This is a genomic window from Plantactinospora sp. KBS50 (genome assembly GCF_002285795.1).
Lineage (GTDB): Bacteria > Actinomycetota > Actinomycetes > Mycobacteriales > Micromonosporaceae > KBS50.
Genome location: NZ_CP022961.1, coordinates 5283132 through 5301512, shown reverse-complemented (window position 1 = coordinate 5301512; position 18381 = coordinate 5283132). Strand labels below are relative to the sequence as shown.

General features: G+C 72.3%; 21 protein-coding genes and 1 pseudogene. 8 read left to right on the top strand and 14 right to left on the bottom strand.

Annotated features, from left to right (window positions below; translation table 11 throughout):
• Positions 1–12 precede the first annotated feature (12 nt).
• The 8 genes from CIK06_RS22855 to CIK06_RS22825 form a co-directional block, all read right to left on the bottom strand.
• The gene (locus CIK06_RS22855; RefSeq protein WP_095566532.1) at positions 13–939 is read right to left on the bottom strand and encodes a carbohydrate ABC transporter permease; all 927 of its coding nucleotides are present in this window, start codon (positions 937–939) and stop codon (positions 13–15) included.
• A complete protein-coding gene (locus CIK06_RS22850; protein WP_095566531.1) occupies positions 936–1904 on the bottom strand; it encodes a carbohydrate ABC transporter permease in 969 nt (322 codons plus the stop codon). The genes CIK06_RS22855 and CIK06_RS22850 overlap by 4 nt, the downstream gene beginning before the upstream one ends.
• A gap of 80 nt (positions 1905–1984) precedes the next feature.
• Positions 1985–3313: an ABC transporter substrate-binding protein gene (locus CIK06_RS22845; protein ID WP_369916010.1), complete on the bottom strand. Its 1329-nt coding sequence runs from the start codon at positions 3311–3313 to the stop codon at positions 1985–1987.
• A 484-nt stretch (positions 3314–3797) separates the two neighbouring features.
• Positions 3798–3941, bottom strand: coding sequence for a GPGG-motif small membrane protein (locus CIK06_RS30270; protein ID WP_198347973.1), 144 nt, complete (start codon positions 3939–3941; stop codon positions 3798–3800).
• Positions 3942–3943: 2 nt separating this feature from the next.
• Positions 3944–4705, bottom strand: coding sequence for a metallophosphoesterase (locus tag CIK06_RS22840; protein WP_095566529.1), 762 nt, complete (start codon positions 4703–4705; stop codon positions 3944–3946).
• A gap of 13 nt (positions 4706–4718) precedes the next feature.
• Positions 4719–5000, bottom strand: a complete 282-nt coding sequence (locus CIK06_RS22835) for a hypothetical protein (protein ID WP_095566528.1) — start codon at positions 4998–5000, stop codon at positions 4719–4721.
• Entirely contained in the window at positions 4997–5587 is a 591-nt protein-coding gene (locus CIK06_RS22830) for a nucleotidyltransferase (RefSeq protein WP_095566527.1), read from the bottom strand. The genes CIK06_RS22835 and CIK06_RS22830 overlap by 4 nt, the downstream gene beginning before the upstream one ends.
• Before the next feature lie 125 nt (positions 5588–5712).
• The gene (locus CIK06_RS22825) at positions 5713–6474 is read right to left on the bottom strand and encodes an SDR family NAD(P)-dependent oxidoreductase (RefSeq protein ID WP_095566526.1); all 762 of its coding nucleotides are present in this window, start codon (positions 6472–6474) and stop codon (positions 5713–5715) included.
• Between the two features lie 246 nt (positions 6475–6720).
• On the opposite strand from CIK06_RS22825, the gene CIK06_RS22820 reads away from it, so the two are divergent.
• From CIK06_RS22820 to CIK06_RS22810, 3 genes are all read left to right on the top strand, one after another.
• Entirely contained in the window at positions 6721–7632 is a 912-nt protein-coding gene (locus CIK06_RS22820; RefSeq protein WP_095566525.1) for a MurR/RpiR family transcriptional regulator, read from the top strand.
• Positions 7629–8597, top strand: coding sequence for an N-acetylmuramic acid 6-phosphate etherase (locus tag CIK06_RS22815; RefSeq protein ID WP_095566524.1), 969 nt, complete (start codon positions 7629–7631; stop codon positions 8595–8597). Before CIK06_RS22820 ends, CIK06_RS22815 begins: the two co-directional genes overlap by 4 nt.
• Positions 8598–9030: 433 nt before the next feature.
• Positions 9031–9981, top strand: coding sequence for an RNA polymerase sigma factor RpoD/SigA (locus CIK06_RS22810; RefSeq protein ID WP_095566523.1), 951 nt, complete (start codon positions 9031–9033; stop codon positions 9979–9981).
• Between the two features lie 114 nt (positions 9982–10095).
• Here CIK06_RS22810 and CIK06_RS22805 read toward each other — a convergent pair whose 3' ends face one another.
• The 3 genes from CIK06_RS22805 to CIK06_RS22795 form a co-directional block, all read right to left on the bottom strand.
• Positions 10096–11058 (bottom strand): C40 family peptidase, encoded by a 963-nt coding sequence (locus tag CIK06_RS22805; RefSeq protein ID WP_095566522.1) that lies wholly within the window; start codon positions 11056–11058, stop codon positions 10096–10098.
• A gap of 303 nt (positions 11059–11361) precedes the next feature.
• Entirely contained in the window at positions 11362–11700 is a 339-nt protein-coding gene (locus CIK06_RS22800) for a DUF3817 domain-containing protein (protein ID WP_095566521.1), read from the bottom strand.
• A gap of 24 nt (positions 11701–11724) precedes the next feature.
• Positions 11725–12234, bottom strand: coding sequence for a hypothetical protein (locus tag CIK06_RS22795; RefSeq protein ID WP_095568058.1), 510 nt, complete (start codon positions 12232–12234; stop codon positions 11725–11727).
• Between the two features lie 253 nt (positions 12235–12487).
• Between CIK06_RS22795 and CIK06_RS22790 the strand changes: the two genes are divergently transcribed.
• Both CIK06_RS22790 and CIK06_RS22785 read left to right on the top strand, forming a co-directional pair.
• The gene (locus CIK06_RS22790; RefSeq protein WP_095566520.1) at positions 12488–12838 is read left to right on the top strand and encodes a DUF6158 family protein; all 351 of its coding nucleotides are present in this window, start codon (positions 12488–12490) and stop codon (positions 12836–12838) included.
• Positions 12839–12913: 75 nt separating this feature from the next.
• Entirely contained in the window at positions 12914–13468 is a 555-nt protein-coding gene (locus CIK06_RS22785; protein WP_095566519.1) for a DUF1360 domain-containing protein, read from the top strand.
• Positions 13469–13591: 123 nt separating this feature from the next.
• On the opposite strand, the gene CIK06_RS22780 is transcribed toward CIK06_RS22785, so the two are convergent.
• The 3 genes from CIK06_RS22780 to CIK06_RS22770 form a co-directional block, all read right to left on the bottom strand.
• Positions 13592–13801 (bottom strand): hypothetical protein, encoded by a 210-nt coding sequence (locus CIK06_RS22780; RefSeq protein WP_095566518.1) that lies wholly within the window; start codon positions 13799–13801, stop codon positions 13592–13594.
• A gap of 16 nt (positions 13802–13817) precedes the next feature.
• On the bottom strand, positions 13818–14024 hold the full coding sequence (locus CIK06_RS22775) for a hypothetical protein (RefSeq protein ID WP_095566517.1): 207 nt from the start codon (positions 14022–14024) through the stop codon (positions 13818–13820).
• A gap of 303 nt (positions 14025–14327) precedes the next feature.
• On the bottom strand, positions 14328–14546 hold the full coding sequence (locus CIK06_RS22770) for a hypothetical protein (protein WP_095566516.1): 219 nt from the start codon (positions 14544–14546) through the stop codon (positions 14328–14330).
• 147 nt (positions 14547–14693) lie between these two features.
• Here CIK06_RS22770 and CIK06_RS22765 point away from each other — a divergent pair, with 147 nt between their 5' ends.
• From CIK06_RS22765 to CIK06_RS22755, 3 genes and pseudogenes are all read left to right on the top strand, one after another.
• Positions 14694–15986, top strand: a complete 1293-nt coding sequence (locus tag CIK06_RS22765) for a pitrilysin family protein (RefSeq protein ID WP_095566515.1) — start codon at positions 14694–14696, stop codon at positions 15984–15986.
• Positions 15983–17328: pseudogene (locus tag CIK06_RS22760) on the top strand (M16 family metallopeptidase). Before CIK06_RS22765 ends, CIK06_RS22760 begins: the two are co-directional and overlap by 4 nt.
• 30 nt (positions 17329–17358) lie before the next feature.
• Positions 17359–18381, top strand: a complete 1023-nt coding sequence (locus CIK06_RS22755) for an aspartate-semialdehyde dehydrogenase (protein ID WP_095566514.1) — start codon at positions 17359–17361, stop codon at positions 18379–18381.

The window sequence follows — 18381 nt, the reverse complement described above, 5'->3', positions numbered from 1 at the left end:
GCGGCGCCGTGCTCAGCCCTTGACGCTGCCCGCGAGCAGACCGCGCACGAAGTACCGCTGCATCGCCACGAAGATCAGCACCGGGACGATGATCGAGACGAACGCGCCGGCGGAGAGCAGGTGCCAGGCCGTGCCCCGGGTGCCGGAGAGGTTCGCCAGGGCCGCGGTGATCGGGGCGACATCGGTGCCGCCGCCGGCGAAGGTGAGCGCCACCAGCAGGTCGTTCCAGACCCAGAGGAACTGGAAGATGCCGAACGCGGCCAACGCCGGGGTGAGCAGCGGCAGCAGCACCCGGAAGAAGATCGCCACGTGCCCCGCGCCGTCCACCCGAGCGGCCTCCAGCAGGCCGGCCGGCACCTCCCGCATGAAGTTGTGCAGCAGGAAGATGGCCAGCGGCAGGGCGAAGATCGAGTGCGACAGCCAGAGCGGCCAGAACGTGCCGGCGACCCCGACGTCGACGTACAGCCGCAGCAGCGGGATGAGGGTGACCTGGATCGGCACGATCTGCAACGCGAAGACCGCCACGAACAGCACGTTGCGGCCCGGGAACTTCATCCACGCGAACGCGTACGCCGCGAGCGTCGCCAGGGAGATCGGGATCAGCACCGACGGGATGGTGATCACGATCGAGTTGACGAAGTAGTCGGACAGGCTGCTCGACGCGGCGTTCTCGCCGATGCCGAGCACGCTGCGGTAGTTGTCCAGCGTGAACTGCGGGTCGGTGAACGCCGTCCACCAGCCGGTCGTCTTGATCTGCCGCTCCGGCCGGAACGAGGAGATCGCCAGGCCGAAGGTCGGCAGGGTCCACAGCACCGCGATGACGATCGCGATCAGGGAGGCCAGCGGGGAGGTGAGCGCCTTGCGGGCGCGCCGCGCGGGGCTGGCCGGTGTGGGGACGACCGGTGGTGTGGTGGTGAGCGGCTCGCTCGTCGTGGTCATCGTGCCTCCGATGCCCGCAGTTGCCGGATGTTGTAGACGACGATGGGGATCACCAGGATGAACAGCAGCACCGCCAGCGCGGCGCCGAGGCCCTGATTGTTGGCCCGGAAGCTCTGGCTGTAGAACTCGTTGGCCACCACGCTGGTGAAGAACTGACCGCCGGTCATGGTGCGGACGATGTCGAACACCTTCAGCGTACCGATGCCGATGGTGGTGAGTACCACCACGAGCGTCGGCCGGATGCTCGGCAGGGTGATGAACCGGAACATGCCGAACGGGCCGACGCCGTCCAGCCGGGCGGCCTCGACGATGTCGTCCGGGATGGCCTTGATGGCCGCGGACAGCACGGTCATCGCGAACCCGGCCTGGATCCAGATCATCACCACGATGAGGAACAGGGTGTTCCACGGCTGGTTGACCAGCCACTGCTGCGGCTTCCCACCGGCCATCACCACCAGCTGGTTGAGCAGGCCGATCTGCTTGATGCCGACCTGGTCGGGCCGGAACTCGTAGATGAACTTCCAGATGATGCCGGCGCCGACGAACGAGATCGCCATGGGGAGGAAGATCAGCGCCTTGGCGAACGCCTCCATCCGGGCCTTGTCCACGAGGATCGCGTAGATCAGGCCGACCGCGGTCGCCACGAACGGCGTGACGACCACCCACAGCACCGTGTTGCGCAGCACCGTGATCTGGTCCTCGGTGGTGAAGATCGTCTGATAGTTGTCCAGCCCGATGAACGACGTGCCCGCCGCGTCGAAGAAGGACTGGTAGATGGTGCGCAGGCCGGGGTAGACGAGCCCGAGGGCCAGCATCGCAAGGGTCGGGAGCAGGTAGAGGTAGGCCACCGGCCCGTCGCTCCGGCGCCCGCCGAAGCGGCTCGCGATGAAGAGAATGACCCCCACCACCGCGACAAAGAGGAGGACCGCGCCGCACATGGTCAGAAACTTCTCGCCGGTGATCATGCCCTCCCCACCTCCTTTCGAAAGCCAGGCGGCCGGCCGGTGCCCAGTGCGGGCGCCGGCCGGCCGCGAGAAGCCTCAGGTCACTTGGGCCAGGCGGCTTCGATCTTGTCGACGGTGTCCTTGGTGCTCTGCCCCGTGATCCAGTTGGTGGCCTGCTTCCAGAACGCGTTCGAGCCGACGGCGCCCGGCATCTGGTCGGAACCGTCGAACCGGAACACGGCGTTCGGGTCCTGCAGCAGGCTGACAGCCAGCTTGTCGATCGGGTTGCTCACGTTGGCCGGGTCGAGGCCCTTGTTGGCGCTGACCCATCCCTGCGAGAGCTTGGCCTTGGTGTTGGCCCACAGGTCGGAGGAGAGGTACGTCTGGAACGCCTGCACCTCCGGCCGGTCCGAGAAGGCCAGGTTGAACTCGCCGCCACCGAGCAGCGGCTTGTCCTCGGCGGTCTTGCCCGGCAGGTAGAAGGCGAAGACGTCGCCGTCCTCGGCCACCTTCGTGTCGGCCGGGAAGTTCGCCGCGTAGAAGCTGGCCTGGCGGTGCAGCGAGCAGTTGCCGTCCAGGATCGGCAGGCCGCCGTCCTGGAAGGTGGTGGTGGCGATGCTCTTCACGTCACCGAGGCCGCCGTTGACGTACTTCGGGTCCTTCAGGTACGTGCCCACGGCGTCCAGCGCGGCGGTCGGTCCCGGCGAGTTGAACGCGATGTCGTGGTTGACCCACTTGTCGTACTCCTCCGGCCCGGAGAGCCGGAGCATGAAGTCCTCCATCCAGTCGGTGATCGGCCAGCCGGTGGCCTCACCGCTGCCGATGCCGGCGCACCAGGGCTTCTTGCCGGTGGAGGCGATCTTGTCGGTCAGCGCCTTCAGATCGTCCAGGGTCTTGGGGATCTCGTAGCCGTTGTCCTTGAACTCCTGCGGGGAGTACCAGACCAGCGACTTGATGCTGGCACCGGACGGCGCGGCGTAGAACTTGCCGTCCACCGTGGCGTAGGACATCCAGTCCTCGCCCCACCCCTTCGCGGCGTTCTCCTTCACCGCGGCCGGGGCCTCCTTGGCCTTGCCGGTCGCCACGAGCTGCTTGAGCAGGCCCGGCTGCGGCACGATCGCGATGTCCGGCGGGTTGCCGGCCTGCGCCCGGACCAGGATCTGGGTCTCGAACGACTTGTCACCCTCGTACTTGATCGTGGCGTGCGTGCACTGCTCGAACGGCTTGTACGAGTTGATGTACGCGGTGTCCTCCGGCGTCACGATGCCGGTGTACACCGAGATCGTCTTGCCGGACAGGTCGCCGTACTGGGAGAACTGGCTGCAATCAACGTTGGGCTGGTCGGACGCGTCATCTGACTTGCCACCGCCGCACGCCGACATGGTGAGCGCGAGGGTGAGGCCGAGGGCGCCAGCCGACGCGGCCGCCATTCGCGGCCTCGTGGGGCGGAGGGACATACGCCCTTCCTTTCTGGTTTTGCTTCACGGACCCGGGCGGCACGCGGCTGCGCATCGCCCGGGACGGGACACTCGATGGCAAGTCAAACCGTGTCTGGACGACTGCGCAATGGTTACCAGTTGATCGAGTCCATAACGATTGAACGTCGAGGTAACAACCATTTTTGCTTTTGCCGGCCATCCGCTTGCGGATCCGCGGGAACGCTCCCACGGCTGGTCAGCCGATGTCCGGTGGATACCCGAAGGTCCGGTGTCCGGGGCCGCGCCGGGGCGGAACGGGACGCGCCGGCGGGACGGGCACGGACCCGACGGCGGGGACGGTCCGGGACTGCGTCGCGGGCGGTCCAGGGGGCGCGCACGGGCGCCGGGGCCGTACCCGGGGGTCGACCGTCGGGAGGACGTCGACCCCCGGGTACGGCCCCGGCGGGCTTGTTCCGTGGCGGTGGGCTGGGCAGGGTCAGGTGAAGATGCTCACACCGCCGGGGCCGACGAGAAGGCCGACGATGATGAGCACGATCCCCCAGAGGATCTGCCGCCGGAACAGCGCAAGGACGCCGGCGACCACAAGTACGACTGCGAGAATCCAGAGAAGCGTGTGCATGGCTACGAAGTACCCGAGCCGTTGCCGGCGGAAACCTTCGTTGATCCGGACTCGTTGTGCAGGTGATAGACGCTGTACGCCTGCTTGATCACCGGGTGCGCGACATTCCGCACCCGGACCCCGCCGGGGGTGGTCCCGCGTTCGGTGCCGGCGTGCGCGTGGCCGTGCACGGCCAGCGCCGTGGGGGCCGAGTCGATCGCCTGGCCGAGCAGGTACGACCCGAGGAACGGATAGATCTCCAGCGGCTCGCCGGCCAGCGTGTCCGGCACCGGGGCGTAATGGGTGAGCGCGACCCGAAGGTCGCACTCCATGTCGTGCAGCGCCTCGCTGAGCTGGTCGGCGATCGCCATCGTGGTGCCCACGAACGCCTTCATCTCCGGCTCGCCGAAGTTGCTCGCGCACCGGCCGGCGAAGCCGCCGCCGAAGCCCTTGGCGCCGGCGACGCCGAGCCGGCCGCCGGGCAGGTCCAGCACGGTGTTCGTGCCCTCCAGCACCGTGATCCCGGCGTCCTCCAGCACCCGGATCACCCGCGGCACCTCGTCGCACTGGTAGTCGTGGTTGCCCAGCACGGTCACCACCGGCACGGCCAGCCCGCCGAACTCGGTCGCCACGCAGCGCGCCTCGCCCTCGGTGCCGTGCCGGGTGAGGTCGCCGGCCAGCAGCAGCACGTCGGCGTGCTCCGGCAGCCGTTCCAGCGCCGGCCGGAACCGGCCCACCACGTCCTCGTCGAGGTGGACGTCCCCGACGGCGGCGATCCTGATCACCGTGCGTCCCCCCTCACCGCAGCTCCTCCGCGTCGGTCGGCGTGTGCGACCGGACCAGCCCGATGTCGACGGTGACCGGGACGTCCGGGAAGCGCTCGACCACCAGGCGCAGGATCTCGTCCCGGCGCTGGGCGCTCTCCACCTCGCCGCAGAGCACCAGGGTGTTGTCCCGGCGGGTCGCCGTGATGCCCTGCTCCGCGACGTCGGCGTTCTCGGTCAGCAGCCGTTGCACGGCCGCCTCCAGGTACTCCGCCGGCGGTTCCGCCGCCTCCGGCCTGGGATAGCTGTCCGTCATGCCGGCTCCCTCCTGCCGATCCGGTCCGGCCCCGGCAGCGGGACCACCCCGAGCCGGTCCAGCAGGATGAGGAACGCCTCCGCGTACGGCGAGTGCTCCGTCTCCTTGCGGACCCGGTCCCAGTCGATCTGCTCGCGCAGCGAGCGGGCCAGCGGCAGGCCGCGGGCGAAGTCGCAGTAGTGCTGGGAGAAGCTCAGCAGCTTGTGCACCATCAACTGGGTGGCCGACAGCACCGGCATGTGGATGGCGTCCACCGGCCGGACCACGGTGTCGGCGAAGGTCTCGTCGATGACCGGGGTTTCGATCGGCCGGTGGATCAGGTCCACCATCCGGTCCTCGTCGTAGACCTTCACCAGCCAGTCCTCCGGCGGCCGCTCGGTGCGGAAGCCGGCCGCGGCCAGCGCCCGCAGCGCGTGGTCGACGTCCTGCTGGCGGATCAGGAAGTCGACGTCGTGGTCGCTGGAGTGCCCGCCGTGGGCGTACACGGCGAAGCTGCCGCCGAGCGCGAACGGGATCTCGGTCTGCTTGAGGACGGCGGCCACCTTCTTCAGGGTGTGCACCAGACTCTCGTCCCCGCGTTCTGCCATCAGGTCATCTCCCGCTCGCCCAGCGCTGGCGACCCGTACGATCCGCGTCGCCGGGGTGGAGATACCCCGTTACCCGGCAGCGCGCCCGTTCACACGTGGGCCGTGCCCGGGTGGCACGGGAGGGGTCAGGCCCGGCCGTACACCGGGATGGCGGCGCCGCTGGTCGGCGCGGACCCGTCCGCGACCAGGAAGCGGATCACGGTCGCGATCTCGGCGGGCGGCACCCAGCGGGAGTGGTCGGCCCCCGGCTGGGCCGCCCGGTTCGCCGGCGTGTCGATGATGCTGGGCAGCACCGTGTTGCAGCGCACCCCCTGCGCCCGGTACTCGACCGCCACGGCCGAGGCGAGGGCCAGCACCGCGGCCTTCGCGGTCACGTAACCGGCGGCGCCGGGGAACGGGGCCAGCGCCGCGCGGGCCGCGACGCAGACGACGCTACCGCCGCCGGCGGCCACCAGGTGCGGCAGGGCGGCGCCGGTGACCAGGTACGTCGGCCGCAGGTTCATGGTCAGCATGCGTTCGAAGTCGGCGAGCGGGGTCTCGTGCACCAGCCCGCCGGAGGCGTACCCGCCGGCCAGGTTGACCACCGCGCGCAGCGGGGCGTCCGGCTGCCCGGCGGCGACGGCGACCGCCCGTTCGACCTGGTCCGGGTCGGTCAGCTCGGCCGGCACGGTCAGCACCGCGCCGGCCGGCCACCGCGGGTCGGTGCCGGCCTCCGTCGCCGGCCTGGGGTCCGCGCCGGCGCCGGTGTCCGCCGGGCCGGGCCGCACGGGTACGACGACCCGCCAGCCGGCGGCGACCAGGTCGGCGACGACCGCGGTGCCCAGAGCACCCCGCCCGCCGGTGACCAGAGCCGTGCGTCCCGTCCGTTCGCTGTCCACGCTCGCCATGGGTTGCACCGTAACCCGCCGCCCGGACCGGGTTCGCGCACCGCCCGGCCGGAATCGGCCGCCGAGCCGGCGGCAGGTTGTCCTCCCGGCGGGTGATTCGATGGCCGGTCATGCGGCGATCGTGCTGCGCAAATGGCACACTCGGACCGCGGACGCCGCCCGCGGGCCGCCGACCCGGGAACGTCCGAATCGGCACCGATCGTGTCATGGTTGACGCTCCGGGCCTGGTGAAAGTAAGTTTCATCCGTGGCGAAGAGTGCGAAGATTTCTGCGACACCATCCACGGGTGGGCTCATCGTCCACATCAGCGGCCTGCTGCCCTCCCTCTCACCCGCCGAGCAGCGGGTGGGACGCCTGGTTATCGCGGATCCGGCCGACGCGGCCCGGCGGACGATCACCGATCTCGCCACCGCCGCGGAGACCTCCGAGGCCACGGTCATCCGGTTCTGCCGCTCCGTCGGCATGGACGGCTACCCCCAGCTGCGGATCCGGCTCGCCGCCGAGGCGGCCCGCCGGGTCGAACCCCCGGACGCCCGGGTGGTCGGCGGGGACATCCCGCCGGGCGCCGAACTCGACCAGATCATCGCGACGATCGCCTTCAACGACGCCCGTGCCGTCGAGGAGACGGCCGAGCAGCTCGACCCGGCGGTCTGCGAGCGGGTGGTGGAGGCGATCGGCGGCGCCGCCCGGATCGACATCTACGGCGCCGGCGCCAGCGGCTTCGTGGCCAGCGACTTCCAGCAGAAGCTGCACCGGATCGGCCGCACCGCGTTCTACTTCCCGGACGTGCACACCGCGCTCACCTCGGCGGCCCTGCTCGGCAAGGGCGACGTGGCGGTCGGCATCTCGCACACCGGCGCCACCAGCGACGTCATCGAGGTGCTGGAGCAGGCGCGGGCCAGGGGCGCCACGACGGTGGCGCTGACCAACTTCCCCCGCTCGCCGATCACCGAGGTGGCCGACTTCGTGCTGACCACGGCCGCCCGGGAGACCACCTACCGGTCCGGGGCGATGGCCAGCCGGCTGGCCCAGCTCACCGTGGTCGACTGCCTGTTCGTCGGGGTGGCGGCGCGCAACCGGGCGCGAGCCAAGAAGGCACTGGAGGCCACAGCCGACGCGGTGCAACCGCACCGGGTCGGCGGCCGGAGGCGGGCATGAGGCCGCCGGTGGATCCGGCGCCGCACTGTCAGGACGACGTCGCGCGGGTGCACGGGGAACGACCGGTGGTGCGGGTCGCGGCCCCGACCGAGCTGCGCCACCCGCTCAGCACCGACCTCGACCTGATGTCCACCCGGGACGTGCTCGGCCTGATCAACGACGTTGACCGGGGGGTGCCGGCCGCCGTCGCGGCGGTCCTGGACGACCTGTCGGTGGCCGTCGAACTCGCGGTCGAGGCGCTGCGCTCCGGCCGCCGGGTGCACTACTTCGGCGCCGGCACGTCCGGCCGGCTGGGCGTGCTCGACGCGGCCGAACTGCCGCCGACGTACGACGCCCCGGCGGGTTGGTTCTGCGCCCACCTGGCCGGCGGCGCGGAGGCGATGGCCCGCGCGGTGGAGAACGCCGAGGACGACGAGGCGGCCGGGCGCGCCGAGGCGCTGTCCTGCGTCCACCCCGGCGACATCGTGCTCGGCCTGGCCGCCAGCGGCCGTACGCCGTACGTGCTCGGCGCGCTGCGGGCGGCCCGGGAGCTGGCCGCCGAGACCGTCCTGCTCTGCGCGGACCCGGCCGCCGCGGCGGCGGACGAGGTACGGGTGTTCCTCGGCGTGGACACCGGCCCCGAGGTGGTCACCGGGTCCACCCGGATGAAGGCGGCCACCGCGCAGAAGCTCGTGCTGAACTCCTTCTCCACGGCCGTGATGGTGCGGCTGGGCCGGGTGTACTCCAACTTCATGATCGACATGGTCGCCACCAACGCCAAGCTGCGGGGTCGGATGATCTCGATGCTGATGGACGCCACCGGGTGTGACGAGGAGACCTCCCGGCGGACGCTCGCCGAGGCCGACGGCGAGGTCAAGCCCGCGCTGGTGGCGCTGGTGTCCGGCGCCCGGGTCGCGGACGCGCGGGCGGCGCTGGCCCGCTCGGCGCACCAGGTCCGCGGCGCGCTCGCGCTGCTCGCCTCCTGACCCGCCCGGGCTCCGCCGGGGCGGATTGGCCCCCGGAGCCCGGGGTAATCTGCGGTGCCGGCGAACCAACAGGCCCGCGCGGAGGAACGTGACGCGCATCGCAATCCGGTGGTGACGCGCGTCGCTGCGGGAACGGGAAGCGTCATGGTGTTATCGGGCTTGCATTGGGTAGCGCGCGCCCATCGGCGGCCCGCCGGCAGCGGTGCCGGCGCATCGAACGGCCCGATCGGGTGCCCCTGACAGCGAACGCGGATCGTGCTCTCAGCAACTACCCAGGCATTCGTGACACTTTCGACTCGGCACCCGGAATCCCTGATGCGTCTCATCTGTTGTGTAGATGTCAGCACCGGGGGGCACTGCGGAGGTTACCGGGGGAGGGGCTGACGGAGTGCGGACGGCAAGGAACCGGGCGACCGGCGCGAACGAGGGGATCGTGGGCAACGTGGATAAGAACATCGTCATGCGAACCGACGAGGTCGCCGAGGAGCGCGATCTGGTCGGCGTCTACCTGCACGAGATCTCCCGTACACCGCTGCTCGACGCGGCCCGGGAGGTTGACCTCTCCAAGGCCATCGAGGCCGGGCTCTACGCCGAGCACCTGCTGGACACCGACCAGATCCCGGACGGGGTCGGCCGGGACGAGCTGGACCGGCTGGTGGCCGACGGCGAGCGGGCCAAGGACCTGTTCATCCGGGCCAACCTGCGGCTGGTGGTCTCCATCGCCCGCCGGTACGTGCGGTCCGGCATGCCGATGCTCGACCTGATCCAGGAGGGCAACACCGGTCTGGTGCGCGCCGTCGAGAAGTTCGACTACGAGCGCGGGTACAAGTTCTCCACGTACGCGACCTGGTGGATCCGGCAGGCGATCAGCCGGGCCATCGCGCAGCAGGAGCGCACCGTGCGGCTCCCGGTACACCTGGTCGAGGACGTCAACCGGATGCGCAACGTGGCCCGGCAGCTGACCCGTGAGCTGGGCGGCGACCCGGAGCCCGAGCAGATCGCCAAGGCCCTGGGCGTGCCGGTCGAGCGGGTGCACGAGCTGGTCCGCTGGTCCCAGGACACCGTCTCGCTGGACACGCCGGTCGGCGACGACGGCGACACCAACCTCGGTGACCTGGTCGCGGACAGCGACGCGCCGTCGCCCGAGGAGGTCGTGCTCACGGCGCTGGAGCGGCAGCGGATCGAGGGGCTGCTCAACCACCTGGACGACCGGTCGGCCGGCATCATGCGCGCCCGGTACGGCCTGGAGGACGGGCGGGAGCACTCGCTCACCGAGGTCGCGTCCCGGTTCTCGCTGTCCCGGGAGCGGATCCGGCAGCTGGAGATCCAGGCGCTCGGCCGGCTGCGTGAGCTGGCCCGGGCCGAGGGGTTGCAGGCGGCCTGACCGGCGACGATGCGGCCTGACCGGCGGCGATGGGGTAGGAATGACGGCGAGCGGCCGGCGTCCGATAGGGGGACGCCGGCCGCTCGCCGTATCCGGTCGCGAGGCGCGGCGGTGCTAACGCACCCGCCCGTAGCCGTACGGGGTCATCATGTCGACGCTGGCGAGCTTCACGTTCTCGCCGGCCTGCGGGGCGTGGATCACCTTGCCGCTGCCGACGAACAGCGCGACGTGCCCCAGTCCGCTGTAGAACACCAGGTCACCGGGCTGCAGGGAACCGCGGCTGATGTGTGACACCGAGTCCCACTGCATCGCCGCGTTGTGCGGCAGGGACTTCCCGGCAGCCCGCCAGGCGGCCATGGTCAGGCCGGAACAGTCGTACCCGTTGGGTCCGTCCGCGGCCCAGACGTACGGCTTGCCGATGGCGTCGTACGCGTACCGCACCGCGACCCCGGCCTTGCCGGAGACCGAGGGCACCGTACCGGTGTAGGAACTGCCCGCGGACTGCGCGGCGCCGTACGCGGCCTTGCGCTTGCTGTACAGCTTGCTGAGGTCGGCCTCGATCTTCTTCTTGCCGGCGCTCAGCTCCTTGGCCTGGGCGGTCTGCCGGGCCAGGGTCTCGTCCAGTTCCGCCTTCTCGGCGAGGAACTGCCGCTGCGACCGGTCGTAGCTGGAGACCTTCTGCCGCCGGTCCCGGGCCAGTTGGTCCAGGGTGCCGAGGTTGCCGGTCAGATCGGCGGGGTCGGCGTTGCCCAGCAGCACGCCGGCGGTGCGCAGCCCGCCGGTCTTGTAGGCGGTGGCCGCCAACTGCCCGACCTCGGCGCGGGCCGCGTCGACCTGCTGTTGCAGCGGGCCGAGCCTGGCGTTCAGCGTGGCCGTGTCGGCCTTTGTCTTCTTGATGTCTTCGGTGAGCCGGTTGTAGGACTCGACCGTCTTCTCCAGCTTGGCCGATTCCTGGTTGATCTGCTGCGTCAGCTCGCTGGCCGAGGGTGCGGCCTGGGCCAGCGAGGCCGGTGCGACCAGCACGGCCGACAGGCCGGCCACGGCGATCGTGCGCAGCAGGACACGCACTGGCGACAAGAAGCAAACCCTTCTCCCGACCGCCGATCGGCCGGGTCCGGCCGGCTGCCCGGCGGTCCCGGCGAGGGGGTCCGGCCCGGCTCCGGCGGCGGGGAGGCCGCGGAGGAGGGCCGGCGATGCGGCGGTACCGGACCGGTGTCACCCCGACGGCGACGTACCGCCGGTCCAGCCGGCCCAACCTAACCCGGAATCCGGGCGACGTCAGCTTGATATGGGCGATTCGCGCCAGCTAGGGCCGATCGGAGAAATGTCACCCTTACCGGTCGTACCGGGGTGGAAACCCCGCGTGTTCGGGCGGTGCCCTCAACTCCGCTGCCGGGCCAGCGGCGGCCCGGCAGGTGCCCGGTCCGGGCCGCGGAGCCAGCCGGTGACCTTGCGCTCGGCGTAGAACGAGACGAACGGAATCGTGCCGGCCAGCATCACCAGCACCATCCGGCGCAGCGACCAGCCGGCCCGGCGGCCCAGGTCGAAGACCGCGACCAGGTAGATCATGTACAGGAAGCCGTGCGCCGGGCCGACGGTGGCCACCACCGTGTCATCGTGCCCGAGGTACTTCAGCGGCATGCCGATCGCCACGAGCACGATCAGCACGACGCCGACGACGTACGCGATCAGGCGGTATCGGGTCAGCGCAGCGCCCACGTCGGTCCGTTCCCTTCCGCCGGCTCATCGGCCGGGATAGTCGCCCGGCCGGGCGCCGGGATTGGCGTTCAGCCAGGAAAGATATTCGTTGTACGCGGCCAGCGCGCCGTCCTCGGCCGGCTCCGCCGATTCCACCGGCCGCCGGGCCGCCCGGACCGGTCGACGGAAGCCCGGTGCCGGCTCGGCGTGGCCGGCCAACCCCGAACCGGCGGCGCCCACCGGTGCCGGCTCGGCGGTGCCGTCCGGGCGGGCGGTGTTGTCCGTGCCGTCCACGCCGTCGGGTGCGGCCCCGGCGGAGCCACGGCCGGCCGGCGGCGTCCCGCCGGTACCCCGAACCGCGTGCCGGACCTCGCGGAACCAGATGAACAGCACAAAACCGGCGAAGACCGGCCATTCGACAGCGTACCCCCAGCTGAGCGTGTTGCCGCCCGCCGCCCGGTCCACCTGCCACCAGCCCAGTCCCAGAAAGGCGGCGACCAGTAACGCGGTCAGTGCGTGCCGCACCAACCACGCCCGGGTCAGCAGCCGTCTCATGCCGTCGAGGGTACCGGCGGCCCGGCCGGTCTCCGACGCCGCGTCGTAGCGGTGCGGGCGGGGGCCCGGCGCCGGGCCGGCGGGGGCCCGGCGCGGGACCGGCGCGGGGTTTGGCGGCGGGTTTGGCGGCGGCACCCGCGGGCAACGTTCCAGGGGTGCGTCACGGCCCCCGGCCGATCCGGCCACGGGCCGGCCGGGCTTTCCGGCGCACACCGGCCGAGCCGGTACGCCGAACGAGACACCGGGAGAGACGATGACCGAGCCCGCACGCGGTGAGTTCCCGCCGACCGGCGTCGCCCGGCCGGTGGACGGCAGCCCGGAGCAGCGGATGACGGAGTGGGACGAGGCCGATCGGTCCGCCGTCGCCGCGGACCTCGGCCCGGAGGACCTCGACCTGGTCGGGGTGGACCCGACCGACCTGAGCGACGAGGACGTGCTGCGCGAACTGCACAGCCTGCACCGCACCCGGCTGGACACGCTGCGGCACGCCGCCGACTCGGCGCTGGCCAACCACCTGCGCCGGACGGCCGATCTGGAGACCGAGTACCTGGCCCGGTTCCCGGGCCGGGAGGTGGACCCGAGCCGGCTCCGGGACGGCCGATGACCGGCCACACCGGTCCCGACCTCGCTCGCGAGGTTGCCGAGAACCCGACCACGGGCTGAGGGGGCGGCGAAAGACATGGGTCTGCGCGAGAGGGCCGGCCGGCTCCGCCGGGCGTACGCCCCGCACGAACAACGCCCGCTGGGCGGCTACCTGCTCTCGATGACCACCTACGGCGGGGTCACGGCCGCGATCGCCGGGCTGGCCAGGGTGACCGGCCGGCCGATCCCGGACCGCCCGGCCGCCTCGGACGTGGTGCTGCTGTCCATCGCCACCCACAAGCTGAGCCGGCTGCTGGCCAAGGACGCGGTCACCAGCCCGCTGCGCGCGCCGTTCACCCGGTACGACCGTCCGATCGGCAGCGGCGAGGTCATGGAGCAGGTGCGGGACTCCGGCAGCGGCACCCGGCACGCCATCGGCGAGCTGCTGAGCTGCCCGTTCTGCCTGGCCGTCTGGGTCGCCACCGGGCTGACCGGCGGTCTCGTGCTCGCGCCCCGTCTGACCCGGCTGGTGGCCACCGCGCTCACCGCGGTCGCCGCCTCGGACTTCCTCCAGATGGGATACGCCGCCGCCCAGCAGGCCGCGGAGGGCCACCCGGGGCGGCCGGGCCACGACTACGGCGACGCGGCCTGACCGGCCGCGGCCTGTGGGCCCGCGGTGCCTGTCGGCCCGGGGGTGCCCGTCGACCCGGGTTCTTGTCGGCCCGTGGCGCCCGTCGGCCCGCGTGGCGTCCCGTCGGCCCGCGGGCCGGGCCGGTCAGCGCTGCATGCCCGACCAGCCGCGCGGTGCCTCGGGTTCCCGGTCCCGCGCGTCGGCGTCGGTGATGATGTCGGTCGAGACCGCCGTCTCGTCGTGTTCGTCGGCGAAGTCCGGGTCCCCGGCCGGGTCGGCATCCTCGCGCGGCTGACCGATCGCCGGCAGGCTCTCGTCCGCGGGATCGTGGTCGGGAAGGTCACTGATGCTCATGGCCAACTCCCTCGGCTCAGCCGGCGTTGCCGCCGAGCAGTTCGGCGGCCTCGTCCGCGGCGTACTCGCCCTCGGGCATCGCGGTGATCCGGGTCAGCAGGTCCGCGGGCACCTCGGCCGCCACCGCTCGCCGGTGGATCTCGGACTGGGTCATCCGCTCCTGCCCGAACCACAGGTCATCGAGCAGGTCGTCGAGGCGCTGTCGGGAGGTCTCGTCGGTCACGGCTGAGGGCTACCCGCCGGTTGGGCGAACAAACCGAGCGCAGTGACGCCGGTTACACCCCGGTCCGGAACATCACGGCGGTCCCCGCGGTTGAAACGACTGTCGGTGTGACCAGTGTCCCCGGGCCGCATCTGAAATTGCCGTCGTGGAATACCGTCCGGCTGGAGCCACGTCGCGCCACTCGCCGCGAGGCGACCTGCACACCGACACCTGCGCCGCCCATGGCTCACGAGGCCATGGGCGGCGCCTGCTTTGCCGGTCGGATTCCGGCGCAGTGGGGCATGGTTCCTGTCGGACGCCCTCTCAGTCCGTCGGTTCGACCGCGGCGGCCTCGGCCGAGGTGCGGTGTTCCAGGATCGTGTCCGGTGCCGCCCGCTGGTCGGCCTCCCGGGCGTCGGACTCGCGCAGGATCGCCTCGGCCTGTGCCTCGGGGTCCGCGCTGCCCACCGCCCGTTCCTCCGGGAGCAGGTGCTCGGCCCGCGACTCCACCCGATCGTCGGCACTGCTGCTGTGGTCACTCATGACCCGTCGATGTACCCCGAACACGGCCGTCGTACCCACTCCCGGCGCCGGCCGGAACCGGGCCGCCACGACACCCGCGACCCGGCCGGCACGACACCCGCGAACGGCGGCCCGTCGTCGCCGTCGGTGATCGGCTAACGTCGGGGCATGCCCGAGACCGGTTACCCCTGGCCGATCGACGAAGCCCGCCTCGACAACGGCCTGCGGGTGGTGGTGAGCGAGGACCACAGCACGCCCGTGGTGGCGGTGAACCTCTGGTACGACGTCGGCGCGCGGCACGAACCGGACGGGCAGAGCGGCTTCGCGCACCTGTTCGAGCATCTGATGTTCGAAGGCTCGGTGAACGTGGCCAAGACCGAGCACTTCCGGCTGTTGCAGGGCGCCGGCGGATCGTTGAACGCGACCACCAACTCGGACCGCACCAACTACTTCGAGACCGTGCCGGCCGAGCACCTCGCCCTGGCCCTGTGGCTGGAGGCCGACCGGATGGGCGGCCTGGTCCCGGCGCTGACCACGGAGAAGCTGGACAACCAGCGGGAGGTGGTCAAGAACGAGCGGCGGCAGCGGTACGAGAACGTGCCGTACGGCGACGCCTGGCTCCGGTTGCTGCCGCTGCTCTACCCTGCCGGCCACCCGTACCACCACCCCACCATCGGGTCGATGGCCGACCTGAACGCAGCCGACCTGGCGACCTTCCAGGCGTTCCACGAGACGTACTACGCACCCAACAACGCCGTGCTCACGGTGGCCGGCGACACCACCCCGGCCGAGGTGTTCGAGCTGGCGCAGCGGTACTTCGGCGGGCTCGATCCGCGGCCGGACATCCCGGCCGCGCCGGACGGCCTGCTGGTGCCGGCGGCCGGGGAGCCGGTCGGCGAGACGGTGGTCGCGGACGTACCGGCGCCCAAGGTCTTCCTGGCGCACCGCATCGCGCCGTTCGGCACGCCCGAGTACGACGCGGCCACCGTGCTGGCGACGGTGCTGGGCTCCGGCCGGGGCAGCCGGCTCTACCAGCGGATCGCCGACGGGCGCCGGCTCGCCCAGCCGGACAGCGTCGAGGCGTACGGGGTGGACCTGCGGTGGGCTCCCGCGCCGCTGATCGCCGAGGCCACCGCCCGGCCCGGGGTGACCGGCGAGGAACTGGCGGCCGGGCTGGCCGAGGTGCTGGACGGGGTGGTCACCGAGCCGCCGTCCCCGGCGGAACTGGACCGCGCCCGCGCGCTGCTCAGCACGGCGTGGTGGCGCCAACTGGCCACCCTGGCCGGTCGGGCCGACCTGCTCGGCCGGTACACCACCCAGTTCGGCGAGCCGGGCCGGGCCGCGGACCGGCTGCCGGCCTGGCTCGCGGTCGACGCGGAGCAGGTGGCCGCGGTGGCCGCCGAGCTGCTCCGGCCCGCCGACCGGGTGACCCTGACCTACCTGCCCGAGGAGAACGCGTGAAGCTGATCGCCGAACGTCCCGGCCCCGGGGCCACCCGGCCGTACCGGTTCCCCCGGGTGGTCCGCCGCGGGGTCGCCGGTGGCGAGGTGGTCGCCGCGGACCTGCCGGGGCACAACCTGGCCGTGGCCGTGCTGCTGCTCGACGCCGGGGCGCTGCGCGAACCGGCGGGCCGCGAGGGCGTGGCCGGGGTGCTGGCCAAGGCGATCGAGGAGGGCACCACGGCGCGGGACGCGGGCGCGTACGCGCTGGCGCTGGAGGGCCTGGGCACCGGCCTGTCGGTGGACCTGGACTGGGACTCGTTCCGGGCCCGGGTGCAGGTGCCGGTGCAGCGGCTGCTGCCGGCCGTCGAGTTGCTGGCCGAGGCGGTGCGCACCCCCGGCTCGCCCCGGCCGACGTCGAGCGGGTCCGGGACGACGAGGCGACCTCGCTGCGGATGCACTGGGCGAACCCCGGCCCGCGGGCCGACGCCGCGCTGCGGGCCGACCTGTACGGCGCCGACCACCGGCACGGCCGGCCGATGGACGGCGATCCCGACTCGGTCGCCGCGGTGACCGTCGAGGAGGTCACCCGGTTCCACGCCGACTGGTTCACCCGGCCCGGCACCCTGGTGGTCGCGGGCGACCTCGACCGGCTGGACCTGGACGCGCTCGGCCGGGCCGCCTTCGGCGGTGCCACCGGCGGGCCGGCACCCGAGGAGCCGCCGCTGGAGACCGCGGTCCGGACACAGCGCCGGATCGTGCTGGTCGACCGGCCCGGGTCGGTGCAGTCCACGCTCCGGCTGGGGCACCCGGCGCCGCACCGCGGGCACCCCGACTTCGTGCCGATGTCGCTGGCCGGCACCGTGCTGGGCGGCGCCTTCACGTCCCGACTCAACCACCTGATCCGCGAGGTGCGCGGCTACACGTACGGGATCCGGGCCGACTTCGGGCAGTCCCGCCGGTTCGGCCGGTTCGTGGTGGCCGCCGCGGTGCAGACCGCGGTGACCGCCCCGGCGCTTGTCGACGCGGTCGGCGAGATCGCGCGTACCCGGGCCGACGGGGTGACCGAGGAGGAACTGGCGGTGGCCCGGTCCTGGCGCGCCGGGCAGCTCTCGGTGGAGTTGCAGACCCCGGCGGCGATCGCCGGTGCGCTGGTGGCGCTGGTCGTGCACGACCTGCCCGACGACTACCACGCCCGGCTGCGCGCGGACCTGCTCGCGGCCTCGGTGCCCGACGTGTCGCTCGCGGCCGCGACGCACCTGCACCCGGACGGTCTCACGCTGGTGGTGGAGGGCGACGCGGCGGTGATCCGGGACGAGCTGACGGCCAGCGGGATCGGCGAGGTGGTCGATGTCGCAGTCTGAACCGGCCGGATCCTCGGTAGCCTTGCGGTCATGAGGATCGGCATTGTGGGCGCCACCGGTCAGGTCGGCGGGGTCATGCGGCGGTTGCTGGCCGAACGGGACTTCCCGGTCGACGAGATCCGGCTGTTCGCCTCGGCCCGGTCCGCGGGACGCACGCTGTCCTTCCGCGGTATCGAGATCCCGGTGGAGGACGCGGCCACGGCCGACTACCGCGGGCTGGACCTCGCGCTCTTCTCCGCGGGCAAGGGCACCTCCCGGGAACTGGCCCCGCGGGTCGCCGACGCCGGCGCCGTGGTGGTGGACAACTCCTCGGCCTGGCGGATGGACCCGGACGTGCCGCTGGTGGTGTCGGAGGTGAACCCGCAGGCCGCGGCGGTCCGACCGAAGGGCATCATCGCCAACCCGAACTGCACGACGATGGCCGCGATGCCGGTGCTGCGCCCGCTGCACGAGGAGGCCGGGCTGACCGGCATGGTCGTCTCGACGTACCAGGCGGTCTCCGGTGCCGGCCTGGCCGGCGTCGCCGAGCTGGACGAGCAGGTGCGCAAGGTCGCCGAGCAGGCGGCGGAGTTCACCATGGACGGGTCGGCCGTGCCGATGCCGGCGCCGCGGGTCTTCGCCGGGCCGGTGGCGTTCAACGTGCTGCCGCTCGCCGGTTCGATCGTCGACGACGGTTCCGGCGAGACCGACGAGGAACAGAAGCTGCGCAACGAGAGCCGGAAGATCCTCGGCATCCCGGACCTGGCGGTCTCCGGAACCTGCGTGCGGGTGCCGGTCTTCACCGGCCACTCGCTCCAGATCAACGCCCGGTTCGCCGCCCCGCTGAGCCCGGAACGCGCCCGCGAGCTGCTGGCCGCGGCGCCCGGTGTGGTGCTCGCCGACGTGCCGACCCCGCTGGGGGCGGCCGGCCAGGACCCGACGTACGTCGGGCGGATCCGTCGCGACGAGACGGCCCGCAACGGGCTGGCCGTCTTCTGCGCCGGAGACAACCTGCGCAAGGGCGCGGCGCTCAACGCCGTGCAGATCGCCGAGCTGGTCGCGGCGGAGGGCTGA